This window comes from Corynebacterium sp. SA-MJD20WY100 (assembly GCF_039822565.1).
GTDB lineage: Bacteria > Actinomycetota > Actinomycetes > Mycobacteriales > Mycobacteriaceae > Corynebacterium > Corynebacterium phoceense_A.
Genome location: NZ_JBCJKS010000014.1, coordinates 14,763 through 31,426, shown reverse-complemented (window position 1 = coordinate 31,426; position 16,664 = coordinate 14,763). Strand labels below are relative to the sequence as shown.

Sequence of the window (16,664 nt, the reverse complement as noted above, 5' to 3'; positions counted from 1 at the left end):
AAAGTCAGGGTGTTAGAACGTTCAATCTTCCTGCGCGAGAGCTTCTGGCGCACCAAAATAATGGGGATTGCCGATTTTCTGAGCTGCGGGAACGCTCATGTCCTCGACTGTGGCGGGGCGGGAAGCAAAGGTGAGCGAGAGGGCATCGGCAAGCTCGGAGTACGTCGCGGTCATACTGGCTCCTGCGGGATACGGCGCGCAGTGGGCGAGACAGCCTAGACTGCCCGGCTGAAAGTGCCCCGGCGCGAAGTCCAGGTGCACGGCGGCGAAAAGACCGAAATTTTTAACCTCATGGCTCGACAAAGACTGAGGACGCAGGAAACTACTTCCACGTCTTTCTCCGTTTGGATTGACCGCGGGTCCCCCCAAAAGCCTGCATGTCACGTATATGTGCATGATTTATGTCACCTGGTGAAACACTATGAAATTCACAAACGATTATTAAATTAAGAAAGGAAATTCTGTTCCTTTCGCCCGCTCTATCACTCAATCTCGAGTTTGCTTCATGCCTCTCGCCTCTCGCCTCGCACCCACTGCCGTCGCTCTGGCTGCCGCCACCTCCCTCATGGCGGCGCCGGCGTCGGCCGTTCACAATGCGCCGATTGCTTCCGATGCCCTCTCGAACACCGCCGCGCGCGTCACCGCCGACGTCGCAGGTGGCGAGTTTGTATGTACCGGCGCCGCCATTTCACCGACCGTTATCCTGACTGCCCGCCACTGCACAACCCAGGCCGATCCGACCTCAGTGACGGCACCGGATGGCACCGTCATCCCCGTTACTGGCTTCACTGCAAGTAACAAGTCCGACCTCGCCGTGCTCAAGCTGGGCCGAACCTGGACTGGGGATATCGCCCGCACTTCCGTGGTTCCTGCCCGTTCGAAGTCCGCCTTCGCTGCCTATGGAATGGGTGGCGACGAGAACAACACGCTACGCATCTCGCGCGGCGTTGTCACGATTCCCGTGTCCTCGAATACCTCCATGAGTTTCGATGGTCAGTTGCTCTCCCCCGCTCATGGGTGAGACCAGCGATGGTTCCTCCTGGGAGCACGGCGATTCGGGCGGACCGGTAGTCAACAACAACGGCGAGATCATCGGTGTCATTTCGGGCGCCTCGGCGACGGGATTCTTCTCCGACAAAGCGATGAACGTCATCGGACCGCTGTCCGTCGATGCCGCGTTGCTGACCAACGCAGGAGTGACGCCGGTCGTGTCGTCCCAGTCGGATCCCACGCCGCCTGTTCCGGGCACCATCATTCCGAATCCGTCGGACCTCGTTCCTGGCTCGAGCAGCTCTGATGCGGGTTCGTCGCTGGATGCCGGCTCGATCATCGGCATCATCACTGCCGTCATCAGCCTGCTGGGCGTACTCGGCGGCCTCGCCTCGCAGTTCGGCCTCATCTAACGAGTAGGCACGCACAGAAGCCGACGCAGTGAATGCGTCGGCTTTGACATTCTTGGAGTGTGGCTGAGCCGTGGGGCTCCCCCACCTTAACTAGGCGAGGGCGGGGGCGGCGTGGAAGTCCTCGTTGGACTCCATGCCGATGAGGGCCTCGATGTCCGCGTGTGCCAGGGCCTCGGTGAACTCGTCGCGGATGCGGTCCCAGACGGCAGTGTTGCGGCCGCCGTGCAGCCTCCACTCGCGGTCGCGACGCGCGTAGACCGCAGCGCGGTCCGCGAACTCGTTGAGCAGGTGGCCGTGGTGGCCGCGCACCCAGTGGACGTTGACCACGACGCCGGCGTCGCGCCATTCCTGGACAATCTGCGCACACTTCTTCATGCCAACGTGATGCAGAAGGCCCGGGTACTCCTCCGGCTGGTTGAAGAGGCGATAGCACGTCATGCTGTCCGTGAGCACGTCGATGACGCGGAATCCACGGTGGCCGTAGCCCTGCACCGCCGAGGCTATGGCAGTGGCTTCAGCGGGCGCGATGGATTGAGCGCGCAGGCTACCAATAAAAAGGTCGCCGGTCGAGGACGCGGCTGCCCAGCCAGCGGTAGAGCCGTACGTGTTGCGGGAGGCGTCCGTGCCAACGACAACGTGAGCAAGAGCCGCGTATTCGGCAGCAGCCTTGGCTTCCTCTTCGCGGGCACGCTTGGCTTCGTACTCGTCCTGCAGAGAGGTCACGGCGGCGGAGTGCCAGGTGCGGCAGGCCTGCCACGTGGACTGCATGGCGGCGCCGGAGACAACAGTGCGCACAACCATGCCGGGGTACTCCTCCGGGTAGGCGGTGAGCACCTGGCAGACCTCCGGCGAGGAGACGTACACGGCCGTGGTGCCGTCCTCTGCAGGAGCGGCATGCTGCGACCACAGGCGGTGGAAGGCCTCTGCCATGACGCCGGCGAGGTCCAGTGCCTCGGCGCGAGCGACCTGCATGCGGCAGTCCTCGAGATCGCCACCAAACCCGCGCTCCTTGGCTGGCGTCAGGACGCGGACAAAGAGGTCCTTGGCACGACCATTGCAGCCGGTGGAGACGACCGCGTAGCGGACCGAGTCAACGGTGAGCAGCGCACCATAGACGACGAGCGATGCAGCGACCGGGCGCGCGGAGGCAGCGATGGCAGCCGGATGAGGGGTCAGCGTGCCGGGTGTGTGGGAATAGGGGGCGGACATGGGATTGGTTCCTTTTCTTCTACGAGGGTCGACATCGGTCATAGCGCTCGGGATTGCGCGCTATGGTGTCCACCTTAAGAAGCGACTCGACATGAGCATGGGCGCTTAAGACCGGAGCCTAGAACGAGCATGCGAAAGCCCCCGTCGCGGCATCCACGTTCGTTCGATCACCGTCAGCATCGAGCGAGGTCAAAGGCCCTAGGTTACAAAAATGTCGCCCCGAAAACCACAAAATTCGGCCGGACACCACAGGCTTTCTGCGATGTCCGGCCGAATTCAGGGCCACTACACAAGGTGCGGCCTAGCGCAGGCGCTGCCCCACGAAGCCAGCGGCCAAGGTGTTGCCGCTGGACTGGTCGATGAGCAGGAAGTTGCCCACGGCGCCACGAGCGGCGTAGTCCTCCACGGGCAGTTCCTGGGCGGTCTGCAGCGTGATGTGCGCGATGTCGTTGAGGGTGGCCTTGTCGGGGTTGTCGGTGTCGGCAATGCCGTCGAGGTCAAGGATGCGGTCGACACTCGTGATGCGGGCCTTGACCTGGGCCGCGCCGTAGCGCAGCGTGAGCATCTGACCCGGGGTGAGGTCCTTCTCGGTGAGGACAACGGCGGTGGCGGCGAACTCGCGGACGGGCTCCGGGCGGGGGCCGGCGGCGAGGAGATCGCCGCGGGCGAGGTCGATCTCATCGGCAAGCCGGAGGACGATGGAGTCGCCGGCGCAGGCGGCATCGGCAGGCCCATCGGTGGTGTCGATGTTGGTCACGGTCGTGGTGCGGCCGTGCGGGGCGGTGACCTCATCGCCCACGGCGATGGAGCCGGCCTTCACGCGGCCCGCGTAGCCGCGGTAGTCCGAGGCATGTTCGCGGATGACGTACTGAATGGGGAAACGGAAGTCGAGCTCCTCCGCGCGGCCACCGGTGACGGGGATGGACTCAAGGACCTCCAGCACGGTGGGGCCGGTGTACCAATCCATGTTGGTCGACGGCTCGACAACGTTATCGCCCTTGAGCGCGGAGATGGGCACGACAGTGGAGTCGGTGATGCCCAGGCGGTTGGCGATGGAGTCGAAATCCTCCTCGATGGCGCGGAAGGTCGCCTCGTCATAGTCGACCAAGTCGATCTTGTTCACGGCGAGGATGACGTGGCGCACGCCCAGGAGCGCCGCGACGTTGAGGTGGCGGCGGGTCTGCTCGACGACGCCATAGCGGGCATCGATAAGCAGGACGACGACCTGGGAGGTCGACATGCCGGTCACAGTGTTGCGGGTGTACTGCACGTGGCCCGGGGTGTCCGCGAGGATGAACGTGCGCTTATCCGTTGCGAAGTAGCGATAGGCGACATCGATGGTAATGCCCTGCTCACGCTCGGCGCGCAAACCATCGACGAGGAGGGAAAGATCCATGCCGTCGAAGCCGCGGTCCGCAGAGGAGCGTTCCATGGACTCGACCTGGTCGGCGAGTACGGACTTGGTGTCGTAGAGCAGGCGGCCCACGAAGGTGGACTTGCCGTCGTCTACGGAACCGGCGGTGCACAGGCGCAGGGTCTCACGCTCTTTGAGGGCGGCTACCTGCGGCGTTGCGGTATCAATAGCGGTAGTCATCAGAAGTAGCCTTCCTTCTTGCGGTCCTCCATGGCGGACTCGGAGAGTTTGTCATCGGCGCGGGTGGCGCCGCGCTCGGACAGGGTGGAGATGGAAATCTCAGCGAGGATCTCGTCCGGGGTGGACGCGGTGGACTCGACGGCACCGGTGCAGGACATGTCGCCCACGGTGCGGTAGCGCACGGTCTTGGTCACGAGCTCCTCACCCTCCTTGGGGCCGCCCCACTCACCGGGGCACAGCCACATGCCGCCCCGGTTAAACAGCTCGCGCTGGTGGGAATAGTAAATGGACGGCAGCTGCAGGTTGCGGGCGCCGATGTATTCCCAGATATCGGACTCCGTCCAGTTGGAGATGGGGAAGACGCGGACGTTTTCGCCGGCCATCTTGCCGCCGTTGTAGAGGTCCCAGAGCTCGGGGCGCTGGCGGCGCGGATCCCAGCCGCCGAAGGAGTCGCGGATGGAGAAGATACGCTCCTTGGCGCGGGCGCGTTCCTCGTCACGGCGGGCGCCGCCCAACACAGCGTCGTACTGGCGCTCGGCGATGGTTTCGACGAGTGGAACGGATTGCAGGGGGTTGCGCGTTCCGTCGGGGCGCTCCTGGAGGTCGCCGCGGTCGATCCAGTCCTGGACCTTCGCGACGTGGAGGCGGGCACCAGTTTCGGCGACGAGACGGTCGCGGAACTCGATGACCTCCGGGAAGTTGTGGCCGGTGTCGACGTGGAGGAGCTCGAAGGGCACGGTGGCCGGAGCGAAGGCGCGGCGGGCGAGCTCGAAGACGACCACGGAGTCCTTGCCGCCAGAGAAGAGCAGGCCGACCTTGTCGAATTGGCCGGCGACCTCGCGCAGGATGTGGAGGGATTCGTTCTCCAGGTCCTTGAGGTGCGGCGAAAGGTGTGTCTTGGTTGCAGTAGTCATGTCGTGTTTCCTCTTGTTCGTGCAGCCCTTTATTCGTGTAATCCGCACTCGGTCTTGCCATCCGCAAAAACGCGGCCAGAGCGCGCGTCCTCGCCGTCGGCGACGGGGAAGGTGAGCGGGGCACAGCCAATGGAGCGGTAGCCCTTGAGCGTGAGCGGGTGGATGATGAGGTCGTGGTCCTTGATGTACGCGTCGGTGTCATCGAGGTCCCACGTAATAATCGGCGAGATTTTCAGGCGGCCGTGGTGGTCGAGGCTCAGCGCCGGCGCGGTGGCGCGGTGCTCAGAGTCGGCACGGCGCAGGCCGGTGACCCAACCGACGTAGGGGTCCATCGCCATGTTGAGCGGCTCGACCTTACGCATGCGGTTATACGCGGCGACGTCGCGAGCATAGAGGCGGGGGCCGTAGATCTCGTCCTGCTCCTCGGGGCTCAACAGCGGGAGGACGCGCACGAGCGGGAGGTCCGGGTAGCGCTCCGCGACGCGGTCGGCGGTCTCAAGGGTCTCCGGGAAGTGGAAGCCCGTATCAATAAAAAGGAGGTCCGCGTCGAGGTGCGCGCGGTGCGCGAGCTCGGCCAGAACAGTATTCTCCATAGACATCGTCACAGCGAGGCGGCCCGGCGCGTGCTCGGCGGCCCACTCGATGATCTCTTCTGCCGTCGCGTCATGGAGCTTGTCTGCCCAGTCCTCGACGAGCGCGCGGTTAGTGGCGGCCACCTCGGGGTCAAGCGGCGCGGTATCGCGCGTGCCCTCGGGGCTCATGGCCGGGTCGCGGAACGTCTTTCCCGCGTCCAGGAGATTAATCGGTTCTGTCATGCCGAACACTCTAAAGAACCACGCAGTCTGCTGCAGCCCGAACCGGACATTACGGGGCGTGAGCTTGCCCGATGTGATGAATGTTAATTGCGCAAGGCGTACGGCTCGGTCTATATTTGTAGACAATCTAGTCTAGAGATGCAGAAAGGACGACACGCATGCACGACGACCAGCGCGTCATCATCGTCGGCGAAGGCCCATCCTCGCTGTCCGCAGCAGAACACCTCATCGCTGCGGGCATGTGCGTCGACCTTATCTCTCCCTCCCCTGCACCGCTCGGTCTACTCCAGCGCTATGCTTCCGATGCCTTCAATCCCTGCGGCCCCGCAGCCACCCCGCGCCTGCGGCTTATCGGCAACGTGAAAGTCGGCGCCCGCCCCGGAGAGGGGGATATCACCCACGCCGAGCTCCACCGCCTCGCAGCGACCGGCCAGCGCGAGCTCATCATCCTGGAGCTCAAGGCGCGCGGCGTGCCCGTGACCACGTGGGAGGGCCTGTGCGTCCCTCTCGACGGCGGGGAGCCCACGGACTGGGAGGCCATCCAGTCCAGCGCTCGCCATGCCGGCGTGCGCGCCACCGAGCTCGCCATGGCGTAGTTCGCGCACATAAGCGACGCTGCAAGCGAACCCCCAGTTCGCAGTTAAAGCTTTAACACCGAAGATTGCTAGGGTTGGTTCCTTGTGGAACTGATCAAACTCATCGGTCGCTACGCGAAGCCGTACACCTGGCATATCCTTGCCGTGCTCGCGCTGCAGGCCATCTCAACCGCAGCGACGCTCTACCTGCCGTCGCTTAACGCGGACATCATCGACCAAGGCGTCGCCCAGGGCGACGTCCCCTATATCTGGGCCACGGGCCGCGTCATGCTCGCCGTCGCGTTCGTCCAGGTCATCGCCGCCGTCATCGCCGTGTGGTTCGGCGCGCGTTCCGCCATGGGCCTCGGCCGCGATATCCGCGCGATGGTCTTCCGCCGCGTCGCGCGCTACTCCGCCGAGGACATGGGGCACTTCGGCACACCGACGCTCATCACGCGCGGCACGAACGACGTCCAGCAAGTCCAGATGACGTTCATGATGACCATGAACTTCATGGTGGCCGCACCGATTATGGCCATCGGCGGCATCATCATGGCCATGCGTGAAGACGCTGGCCTCTCCTGGCTCGTGTGGGTCTCCGTCGCAGTGCTCCTCGGCGTCATTTCCGCGCTCATCGCCAAGCTCATGCCGCTCTTCCGCGTCATGCAGGACAAGCTTGACGCCATCAACGGCACGCTGCGCGAACAGATCACTGGCATCCGCGTCGTCCGCGCCTTCGTCCGCGAGGCCCACGAGACCGAGCGCTTTACCGAGGCCAACGAGGACATCACGCAGCTCTCGCTCAAGATCGGCAACCTGTTCGTCACGATGTTCCCCATTATCACGGTGGTCCTCAACGTCGCGACCGGCGCCGTACTCTGGTTCGGCGGCCACCGCGTCGACGACGGACTCGTCGAGGTCGGCTCGCTCACGGCTTTCCTCCAGTACCTCATGCAGATCCTCGCCGCCATCATGATGGGCACCTTCATGGCCATGATGCTCCCCCGCGCCATCATCTGCGCCAAGCGCATCACCGAGGTCCTCGACCACGCCCCGTCCATCGTCGAGCCCGAGCACCCCATCGAGCCCGCACACGAGACCGGCGAGGTCGAATTCGATAACGTGACGTTCTCCTACGCCGGCGCCGATGCCCCCGTCCTCGAGAACGTCTCCTTTACCGCCCACCCCGGCCAGACCACCGCCATCATCGGCGCGACCGGCTCGGGCAAGACCACGCTGCTCTCCCTCATCCCGCGTCTCTACCTGCCCACGCAGGGCCAGGTCCGGATCGACGGTGTGGCAACGAGCGACCTGGCGCGAGAGGGCATCGTCAAGCGCGTGGCCCTGGTCCCGCAAAAACCCTACCTGTTTAGCGGCACCGTGGCCTCCAACCTGCGCACCGGCGCACCCGACGCGACGGATGAGGAGCTGTGGGACGCGCTCAAAGTCGCGCAGGCGAACTTCGTGACGGACCTCGACATGCCCATCGCGCAGGGCGGCACGAACGTCTCCGGTGGCCAGCGCCAGCGCCTGTCCATCGCGCGCATGCTCGTCGCAAAACCGAAGGTCTATCTCTTCGATGACTCTTTCTCCGCGCTCGACGTCATCACGGACGCGAAGGTCCGCGAGGCCATGCGCTCCTATACCGCCGACGCCACGGCGATTATCGTGGCCCAGCGCGTGAGCTCTATCGAGAACGCAGACCAGATTCTCGTCCTGGAGTCCGGCCGCGTGGTGGCCAAGGGCACCCATGCGCAGCTGCTCGAGACATCCCCGACGTACCGCGAGATCGTCGAATCCCAGGCGACGGTGGAGGCATAAACCATGGCTAAAAAGACTCAAGAACTCTCCGAGCAGGAGCTCCACGAGCTCGAAGCCGCCACCGCCGGCGACGAGTGGTCCGGCTCCGCCCCGCGCACCGCGAAGAACTTCTGGCCCTCGGCCAAGCGCCTCATTGGCCTGCTCGGCGGGCACAAGGCGGCGCTCGCGGTCATCGGCCTCTTCAACGTGATCTGCGTTGTCCTCGCCGTTGTCGCGCCGAAGATCATGGGTAAGGCCACGGACGTCATTTTCTCCGGCGTCGTCTCGCGCATGCTGCCCGCCGGCACCACCAAGGAAGAAGCCGTCGCGGGCCTGCGCGCTGCTGGCCAGGACCAGTTCGCGGACATGGCGTCGGGCATGGAGCTCCACCCCGGCAGCGGAATCGACTTCACGCGCCTGGGCCAGATCATCATCCTCGTCATCCTCATGTACGTGGTGTCCTCGCTCTTCCAGCTCTGGCAGGGCTTATGGCTCAACAAGCTGGTCATGGGCGTGGTCTACGACTTGCGCCAGGACGTCGAGGCCAAGGTCAACCGCCTGCCGCTGAACTACTTCGACACCAACCAGCGCGGCGACCTCCTCTCGCGCACTACCAACGACGTGGATAACGTGCAGCAGGCCCTCCAACAGGCGATCAGCCAGATGTTCTACAACGTCCTGCTCGTGGTGGGCATTACCGTCATGATGTTCAACGTCTCCTGGCGCCTCGCACTCATCGCGCTGCTCTCGCTACCGCTTACCGGCATCGTCATCGGCGTCATCGGCACCCGCTCCCAGAAGCAATTCAAGACGCAATGGAAGTCCACGGGCCTGCTCAATGGCCAGGTCGAGGAGGCCTTCTCCGGCCACGAGCTTGCCCAGGTCTTCGGTCGCACCAAGGCCATGACCGCCGAGTTCGACGAGCGCAACGAGGAACTCTTCCGCTCCGCGTCCCTCGCCCAGTTCCTCTCCGGCATCATGATGCCGATCATGCAGTTCATCTCGTACCTGTCCTACGTCGCCATCGCCGTCCTCGGCGGCCTGCGCGTGGCCCACGGCCAGATGACCTTGGGCGATGCCCAGGCGTTTATCCAGTACTCCCGCGAGTTCAATCAGCCGCTCGGCCAGCTGGGCGGCATGGCCCAGCAGGTCCAGTCCGGCGTCGCCTCCGCCGAGCGCGTCTTCGAGTTCCTCGACGCCGAGGAACAGCTTCCCGATGCCCCCTCCTCCCATCCCGGCCGCGCCCGCGGCCTCGTTGAGTTCGATCATGTGGCGTTCTCCTACGATTCGGAGAAACCCTTGATTAAGGACCTGTCACTGCGCGTCGAGCCCGGCCAGACTGCCGCCATCGTCGGCCCCACCGGTGCCGGTAAGACCACGCTGGTCAACCTGCTCATGCGTTTCTACGAGATCGACTCGGGTGAGATTCGCCTCGACGGCATCTCCACGGCTTCGCTCTCGCGCGCTGAGCTGCGCTCCCAGGTGGGCATGGTGCTCCAGGATGCCGTGCTCTTTAAGGGCACCATCATGGATAACATCCGATACGGCCGCCTGGATGCCACGGATGAAGAGGTCATCGCCGCCGCGAAGGCCACGTACGTCGACCGCTTCGTGCACTCCCTCCCCGACGGCTACGACACGGTCATCGACCAGGACGGCGGTTCCGTCTCCGCCGGCGAGCGCCAGCTCATCACCATCGCGCGCGCTTTCCTCGCCCAACCGGCGCTGCTCATCCTCGACGAAGCCACCTCCTCCGTCGACACCCGCACCGAGGTCCTCGTCCAAGACGCCATGAACGCCCTGCGCGCCGACCGCACGTCCTTTGTCATCGCCCACCGCCTGTCCACCATCCGTGACGCGGACCTCATCCTCGTCATGGAAGACGGCGACATCGTCGAGCAAGGCACCCACGCTTCACTGTTGGAGGCCCAAGGCGCGTACTGGCGTCTCAACCAGGCGCAGTTCGCGGAGGACTAGTTCCTCGCACACCATTCCCCCTCGTGATCTCGGGTGCACTAGGCCCAAAATCGCGGGAAATGGTCGCTAACGCGCCCGATAATGCAGTGCTCGGCGGTGCGTCCTGGGCGCACGCGGGCAAAGAAAACGCCTCGAGCCCCGACCGAAAGGCCGGGGCTCGAGGCGACTCTATCTCTCTTAGGAGGTGTCCCATTGGCGGTGTCTCACGTCGCCACCCCGGGACCCGGGGCTATCTCTCTATCTCTCTCAGGTATGCGCCTCTCAAACGCATGAACCCAGTATGGGGCGCGCACCTTGCGCAGGCCGTACGAGCGCCTGCGCGCTTTCTGGCAGTTCCTGATAATTCTCTGGCAACAGGTGAAATGGCGCACTCACGGCGGGGTGTGGGAAATCGATAACGGTTGGGCCACGGAGCGGCGCCGAGAGTAGGCACACGGCGCGGGAGGAAAGTACTCTAATCGCATGACTCACACTCTCGCCGCAGATGTTGTTGTCCTCGCGGCAGGTTCTACCGAATACACGCCCTCGCTCGTGTCCTTCGCCTGGATCATGGCGGTGGCGCTCGCCGCGCCCATCGTGGCCTCGATGCTGCGCAACCGCCTGCCGTCGGTGGCGCTGCTCATTATTTTCGGCATGATCATCGGCCCGTCCATCCTGGATCTGGCGCACGAGGATCCGGGCATCGGCATGCTCAAGGAGATTGGCGTGGGCGCGCTATTCCTCCTCGCCGGCTTCGAGATTGACCTCGGCACGCTGAAATCCAAGCAAGCGAAGACCGCGTTTACGACGTGGCTGATGTGTCTTCTCGCGTGTATCGCGGGCGCGTACTTCCTGGTGGATACGATTCCCCTCGCCATCGTCATGGCCATCGCCGTGACCTCGACGGCGCTGGGCACGATTACGCCGATGCTCAAGCAGGACAAGCTCATCGGCACGCGCGTGGGCGACTCCGTGATGATCCACGGTGCCATTGGTGAGCTCGCACCGATTACCGCGATGGCGCTGTTGTTGGGTACCCGCGCCACGTGGCTCACGGCGCTCATCCTCCTGGCCTTCTTGGGCATTGCGGTCTTTGTGGCGGTCGCGCCCCAGGCCATCGGCAAGCTCGCGCCCTGGGTGAAGCGGGCGTTTATCGCCGGTGCGGGCGCGACGAACCAAACCATTCTGCGCCTTATCGTGCTGATCCTGGCCATCCTCATGGCTGTCACGGCGGTCTTTGAGCTCGACATCGTCCTGGGCGCGTTCGCGGCTGGCATTATCTTGAACCGCGTGGTGCCGGACGAGTTCCACAAGGGCCTGGAAAACCGTCTCAACGTGCTGTGCTACTCCATGCTCACCCCGGTCTTCTTCGTGGTCTCCGGCATGTCCATCGACTGGAAGGTCATCGCGGACAAGCCGCTCCAGGTCATCGGCATCCCGCTGCTCATCCTGTTCACGCGCGGCCTGCCGGTCTTCCTGCGCGAGAACGTCCACCACACCGGCTCCGAAATCGAAACCACGCGTGAGCGCCTGCAGGTTGCGCTCTACGCCGCGACGGGCCTGCCGATCATCGTCGCCGTGACCACGGTGGCAGTCACGTCCGGCATCATGGATGACGAACACGCGTCCATCTTCATCGCCGGCGGCGCGCTCACCGTTGTACTCTTCCCGCTGCTGAGCTCTCTGGTGCGCAGCACTGACCCGAACGCGAAGGAGAAGCAAGAAGAAGACTCCCCGGCCGAGTCCAAGGAAGAAGCGGAGCACGCTGAGAGAGAACAAGCGGTCAAGGACGAGCTCCGCAAGGATTCAAACGCTTAATATAGACACCGTGACTAGCTTTGGAGCCTCCCCGTTTGATAATTCGCTGCGGCTTTCTGATGCCGAGCGCACCGACGCCATGAACCAACTCGCCCGCGCCGTGGGCGAGGGACGGATTACCATGTCCGAGTTCGAAGAGCGCTCGGATGACATCATGCGCGCGGCCACGCGCCGCGATCTGGTACCGCTCTTTGCCGATATCCCGGCGCGTGGCACACAAGAGCTCAAGGTCTACTCGCACGGCGATCTGGAGCGGGCACGAGCTGCGGCGCGGAAGCCACGTCTGGCCACGGCGCTCATCGGCACCATCGGCCTCAACGTGGCCGCCATCTCCGTCGGCGTTGCGGGCACAGGTGTCGGAGCGGACGTTGGGGTGGTCACCCTCTTAGCACTGGTACCGGTGCTGTGGATCCTCCTCTACGTCGCGAAAGTGGGTCCGGAAAGCTGGAGTACGCCCAGCGCCCGGCAAATGGAGCGCCAACGCATGCGGGAAATCCAGCAGGCCACGGCGGCACAGCGCGCAGAGCAGAAAGCCATCGAATCCCAGATGTGGGCGCAGCGCCGCCAGCAGGCAAGCGAGCTCACGGGCGAGGCCATGAATTTCGCAAAGAAAAAATTCAATCAGTGGAACGAAAAGTAGCCTAGTCGGGGTATAGACTTAGGCGGCATGACTCGCATTTTCGATCAGGCAGACAAGCTCAAGGGCGTCGCGTACGACATCCGCGGCCCGGTGACCGCCGAGGCCGAGCGCATGGAGCTCGACGGCCATTCCATTCTGAAGCTCAACACCGGCAACCCGGCCATCTTTGGCTTCGACGCGCCGGACGTCATCATGCGAGACATGATTGCGGCGCTGCCCACCTCCCAAGGCTATTCCACCTCCAAGGGCATTATCCCGGCGCGCCGCGCGATTGTGACGCGCTATGAGCTGGAGGATTTCCCGCACTTCGACATCAATGATGTCTACGTGGGCAACGGCGTCTCCGAGCTCATTTCCATGACGACGCAGGCGCTGCTCAACAACGGCGACGAGGTCCTCATCCCCATGCCGGACTATCCGCTGTGGACGGCGGCGACCTCACTCGCGGGCGGCACCCCGGTGCACTACCTCTGTGACGAGGAAGACGACTGGAACCCGTCGCTCGAGGACATCCGCGCCAAGGTGACGGAGAAGACCAAGGCCATCGTCGTCATCAACCCGAATAACCCGACGGGCGCGGTGTACTCCCGCGAAATCCTCCAGGGCATCGTCGACATCGCCCGCGAGCACGACCTGCTCATCCTTGCCGACGAAATCTACGACCGCATCCTCTACGACGGTGCGAAGCACATCTCGATCGCCTCGCTGGCCCCAGATCTGCTCACCATCACGTACAACGGCCTGTCCAAGGCCTACCGCGTCGCCGGCTACCGCGCCGGCTGGATGGTCGTCACGGGACCGAAGAAGCACGCTCACGGCTTTATCGAAGGCCTCGATCTCCTCGCAGGCACTCGCCTGTGCGCCAACGTGCCGGGCCAGCACGCCATCCAGGTCGCGCTCGGTGGACGCCAGTCCATCTACGAGCTCACCGGTCAGGGCGGCCGCCTGCTCGAGCAGCGCAACGTCACGTACGAGGGTCTCAACAAAATTCCGGGTGTCAGCTGTGTGAAGCCGATGGGCGCGCTCTACGCGTTCCCGCGCCTAGATCCCAACGTCTACGAGATCCACGACGACACGAAGCTCATGCTCGACATCCTGCGCGCGGAAAAGATTCTCATGGTTCAAGGCACGGGCTTTAACTGGCCGAACCCGGATCACTTCCGCATCGTCATGCTGCCGTGGGCCTCGCAGATCGAGAATGCCATCGAGCGCCTGGGCAACTTCCTCGTGAGCTACAAACAGTAGCAATTTCCACTATTGCTGCAGATGGTTCACAATAGGAAACATGTCTCGACATTCCGCACCGGTCACCGGCCGCAACCCATGGCGCGTCGGCCTGGCCGGTGCGCTGCTTTTCGCTTTCCTCCTCACCGCGATCGGGCTCGCATGGCAGTGGCCTTCGGGCACCCCGACGTTGAGCCCCGAGTTCACACGAACCTACGCGCTCAATCAGCCACAGATTACGGCGCACGTTACGACGGTCGACCATCACCTGTGCGCCTCGCCGCTCACCGGCACGGCGTTTGACGAGCCGCCATTGCGCCCCGCGTTCGAGGAGGACACGTCCTGTACACGCGCGCTGCTCGACATCACGAGTGGGGCCAATGAAGGCAAGCAGACGCAGCTCGTCTTCCACGGCGTGACCGGCGACCCGACGCTTGAGGTTGACCAAGAAGTCCTGCTTTCCGAGGCCACCAACCCTGACGGCTCGCTTACTTATTCCTTCGCCGACTACGAGCGCGGCGGCGAGCTGTGGATCTGGGCCGCCATCGTGGCGATCATCATCGTGGGCTTCGGCGCGTGGCAGGGCCTGCGCGCGCTCCTCGGGCTCGCCTATTCACTCGCGGTCGTCTTCTTTTTCCTGCTCCCCGCGCTCCTCCAGGGGCATAATCCCATCGTGGTCACGCTGCTCGCGTGCTCCATCATCGTGCTCATCGCCGTGCCCATGGTCCACGGCGTGAACTGGAAAGCCGCTGCCGCGATGGGTGGCTCACTCCTCGCCCTAGGCGTCACAGCACTCCTCGCCTGGGCGATGATCGGCACGACACACCTGCAGGGACTGAGCTCCGAGGACAACCTCAAACTCGTGCTCTACCTGCCCACTGTGTCTGTCATCGGCGTGCTCATGGCCGGGTTCATCATCGGCGCGCTGGGCAGCCTCAACGACGTCGCCATCGCCCAGGCCTCGACCGTCACGGAGCTCGCCGCTGCCGAGCCCGAAGCCCGCGCTGGTTCCCTCTTCGTCTCCGCGATGAAGGTCGGCCGCGACCACATCGCCTCGATGGTCTATACCCTCGTGCTCACCTACACCGGCGCCGCACTCCCGCTGCTCATCCTCATCACGGCGGCGAAGCGTCCCGCCGGCCAGATCCTGGTCTCCGATCTCGTATCCACCGAGCTCCTACGCTCGGGCATCGGCGCCGCGGCGCTCACCATCGCCGTGCCGCTCGCCACGATCATCGCAGCGCTCACAGTCCCCGAGCGTCGCGCTCTCCAGGTCGTTTCCGAATCCGCACCGCGCTAGCTTTGGATTTATGGCGCCTCACACGAGATTTCGACGCCGAGGCGCCATAAACCCAAAGCTGGGAGCCCTAAAGCGAGCGGCCGAGAGCGTCGAGCGTCCAGCCAGCAGTCTGCCACGCCTCGACCTCAAGGACGTTGCGGCCGTCGATAACGTGGCGGCGGCTCACCAGCTCACCCGCAGCCGCCGGGTCGAGCTCCTTGAATTCCTTCCACTCGGTGGCGAGGATGACCAGCTCCGCGTCGCGCAGCGCGGACTCGCAATCAGCCGCGTAGTTGAGCGTGGGGAAGACCTTCTTCGCATTCACCATGCCCTCTGGGTCGTACACCGTCACGGCCGCGCCTGCCAGCGAGAGCGAACCGGCCACGGACAGCGCCGGGGAGTCACGCACGTCGTCCGAGTTCGGCTTAAACGCGCAGCCCAGCACCGTCACGCGGTGGCCGAGCAGCGAGCCGGCGAAAGATGCCTTGGCCAGGTCCACCACGCGGTCACGGCGGCGCATATTGATGGCATCGACCTCGCGGAGAAACGTGAGCGCCTGGTCCGCGCCGAGCTCACCCGCACGTGCCATGAACGCACGAATATCCTTGGGCAAGCAACCACCGCCAAAGCCAAGCCCAGCCCCGAGGAACTTGCGGCCAATGCGATCGTCGTACCCGATGGCATCGGCAAGCTTTGTCACGTCGGCCCCTGCAATCTCGCAGATTTCGGACACGGCGTTGATGAAGGAAATCTTCGTGGCAAGGAAGGCATTGGCCGCGACCTTGACCAGCTCCGCGGTCTGCAGATCGGTGACGATAAACGGGGTGTCCGCGGCCAGCGGCTGGGCGTAGATCTCGCGGGCGACTTCTTCGGCGCGGCCGCCCTCCTGGACGCCAAGGACGATGCGATCCGGAGTAATGGTGTCCTTGACCGCGTAGCCCTCGCGGAGGAACTCCGGGTTCCAGGCGATCTCAACGGTGGTGCCCGCGGGAGCGAGCTCGTTGGCCATGTCTTGTAATTCCGCGGCGGTGCCGACGGGAACGGTGGACTTGCCGAGGATGAGGTTATCCCCGGTCAGCTGCGGCACGAGGTCCGTGATAACGGCCTTGACGTAGGTCATATCCGCCGCGTACGAACCGTGGCGCTGCGGCGTGCCGACGCCCAGGAAATGGACCTTCGCAAACTCGGCGGCTTCTGCGTAATCGGTAGTGAAGTTCAGGCGACCGGCCTCGATGTTGCGCTCGAGGACCTCCGGCAGCCCCGGCTCGAAGAAAGGAACCTTCCCGGCTTGGAGCGCCTCAATCTTGGCTGCGTCCACGTCGACGCCCAGAACCTCGTGGCCCAGCTCCGCCATGCACGCCGCGTGCGTGGCACCCAAATATCCAGTTCCGATCACAGTCATTCGCATAAAGGGCAATCCTACGAGCGACTGGTAAA

General features: G+C 64.1%; 15 protein-coding genes. 9 read left to right on the top strand and 6 right to left on the bottom strand.

Annotated elements, in window-relative coordinates; genetic code table 11:
• Positions 1 to 21: 21 nt before the first annotated feature.
• Positions 22 to 174 carry a hypothetical protein gene (locus tag ABJ196_RS08685; RefSeq protein WP_347306257.1) on the bottom strand — a complete coding sequence of 51 codons (153 nt, stop codon included), beginning with the start codon at positions 172 to 174 and terminating at the stop codon, positions 22 to 24.
• Positions 175 to 505: 331 nt separating this feature from the next.
• Between ABJ196_RS08685 and ABJ196_RS08680 the strand changes: the two genes are divergently transcribed.
• Both ABJ196_RS08680 and ABJ196_RS08675 read left to right on the top strand, forming a co-directional pair.
• Complete coding sequence (locus ABJ196_RS08680) at positions 506 to 1,021, top strand: trypsin-like peptidase domain-containing protein (RefSeq protein ID WP_347306255.1); 516 nt, start codon at positions 506 to 508, stop codon at positions 1,019 to 1,021.
• On the top strand, positions 1,014 to 1,403 hold the full coding sequence (locus tag ABJ196_RS08675; RefSeq protein WP_347306253.1) for a trypsin-like serine protease: 390 nt from the start codon (positions 1,014 to 1,016) through the stop codon (positions 1,401 to 1,403). The genes ABJ196_RS08680 and ABJ196_RS08675 overlap by 8 nt, the downstream gene beginning before the upstream one ends.
• 90 nt (positions 1,404 to 1,493) lie before the next feature.
• Here the strand turns inward: ABJ196_RS08675 and ABJ196_RS08670 are convergent, their stop codons facing one another.
• The 4 genes from ABJ196_RS08670 to ABJ196_RS08655 all read right to left on the bottom strand — a co-directional run bounded on the left by ABJ196_RS08670 (position 1,494) and on the right by ABJ196_RS08655 (position 5,935).
• Positions 1,494 to 2,612, bottom strand: coding sequence for an RNase H family protein (locus ABJ196_RS08670; RefSeq protein ID WP_347306251.1), 1,119 nt, complete (start codon positions 2,610 to 2,612; stop codon positions 1,494 to 1,496).
• Between the two features lie 301 nt (positions 2,613 to 2,913).
• Positions 2,914 to 4,206, bottom strand: coding sequence for a GTP-binding protein (locus tag ABJ196_RS08665; protein WP_347306249.1), 1,293 nt, complete (start codon positions 4,204 to 4,206; stop codon positions 2,914 to 2,916).
• Positions 4,206 to 5,120 (bottom strand): sulfate adenylyltransferase subunit CysD, encoded by a 915-nt coding sequence (cysD, locus tag ABJ196_RS08660; protein ID WP_257036029.1) that lies wholly within the window; start codon positions 5,118 to 5,120, stop codon positions 4,206 to 4,208. The genes ABJ196_RS08665 and cysD overlap by 1 nt, the downstream gene beginning before the upstream one ends.
• Positions 5,121 to 5,149: 29 nt before the next feature.
• The gene (locus ABJ196_RS08655; protein ID WP_347306246.1) at positions 5,150 to 5,935 is read right to left on the bottom strand and encodes a phosphoadenylyl-sulfate reductase; all 786 of its coding nucleotides are present in this window, start codon (positions 5,933 to 5,935) and stop codon (positions 5,150 to 5,152) included.
• 158 nt (positions 5,936 to 6,093) lie between these two features.
• Between ABJ196_RS08655 and ABJ196_RS08650 the strand changes: the two genes are divergently transcribed.
• From ABJ196_RS08650 to ABJ196_RS08620, 7 genes are all read left to right on the top strand, one after another.
• Positions 6,094 to 6,531 carry a methylenetetrahydrofolate--tRNA-(uracil-5-)-methyltransferase gene (locus ABJ196_RS08650; RefSeq protein WP_347306244.1) on the top strand — a complete coding sequence of 146 codons (438 nt, stop codon included), beginning with the start codon at positions 6,094 to 6,096 and terminating at the stop codon, positions 6,529 to 6,531.
• 84 nt (positions 6,532 to 6,615) lie between these two features.
• Positions 6,616 to 8,331: an ABC transporter ATP-binding protein gene (locus ABJ196_RS08645; protein ID WP_347306242.1), complete on the top strand. Its 1,716-nt coding sequence runs from the start codon at positions 6,616 to 6,618 to the stop codon at positions 8,329 to 8,331.
• A 3-nt stretch (positions 8,332 to 8,334) separates the two neighbouring features.
• Positions 8,335 to 10,287, top strand: coding sequence for an ABC transporter ATP-binding protein (locus ABJ196_RS08640; RefSeq protein WP_347306240.1), 1,953 nt, complete (start codon positions 8,335 to 8,337; stop codon positions 10,285 to 10,287).
• Positions 10,288 to 10,749: 462 nt separating this feature from the next.
• Entirely contained in the window at positions 10,750 to 12,084 is a 1,335-nt protein-coding gene (locus ABJ196_RS08635) for a cation:proton antiporter (protein WP_347306238.1), read from the top strand.
• 10 nt (positions 12,085 to 12,094) lie between these two features.
• Positions 12,095 to 12,724, top strand: coding sequence for a DUF1707 domain-containing protein (locus ABJ196_RS08630; protein WP_347306236.1), 630 nt, complete (start codon positions 12,095 to 12,097; stop codon positions 12,722 to 12,724).
• Between the two features lie 27 nt (positions 12,725 to 12,751).
• Positions 12,752 to 13,969, top strand: a complete 1,218-nt coding sequence (locus ABJ196_RS08625; protein ID WP_347306234.1) for a pyridoxal phosphate-dependent aminotransferase — start codon at positions 12,752 to 12,754, stop codon at positions 13,967 to 13,969.
• 40 nt (positions 13,970 to 14,009) lie between these two features.
• The gene (locus tag ABJ196_RS08620) at positions 14,010 to 15,248 is read left to right on the top strand and encodes a YibE/F family protein (protein WP_347306232.1); all 1,239 of its coding nucleotides are present in this window, start codon (positions 14,010 to 14,012) and stop codon (positions 15,246 to 15,248) included.
• 67 nt (positions 15,249 to 15,315) lie between these two features.
• On the opposite strand, the gene ABJ196_RS08615 is transcribed toward ABJ196_RS08620, so the two are convergent.
• Positions 15,316 to 16,635: a UDP-glucose/GDP-mannose dehydrogenase family protein gene (locus tag ABJ196_RS08615; protein WP_347306230.1), complete on the bottom strand. Its 1,320-nt coding sequence runs from the start codon at positions 16,633 to 16,635 to the stop codon at positions 15,316 to 15,318.
• Positions 16,636 to 16,664: the final 29 nt, after the last annotated feature.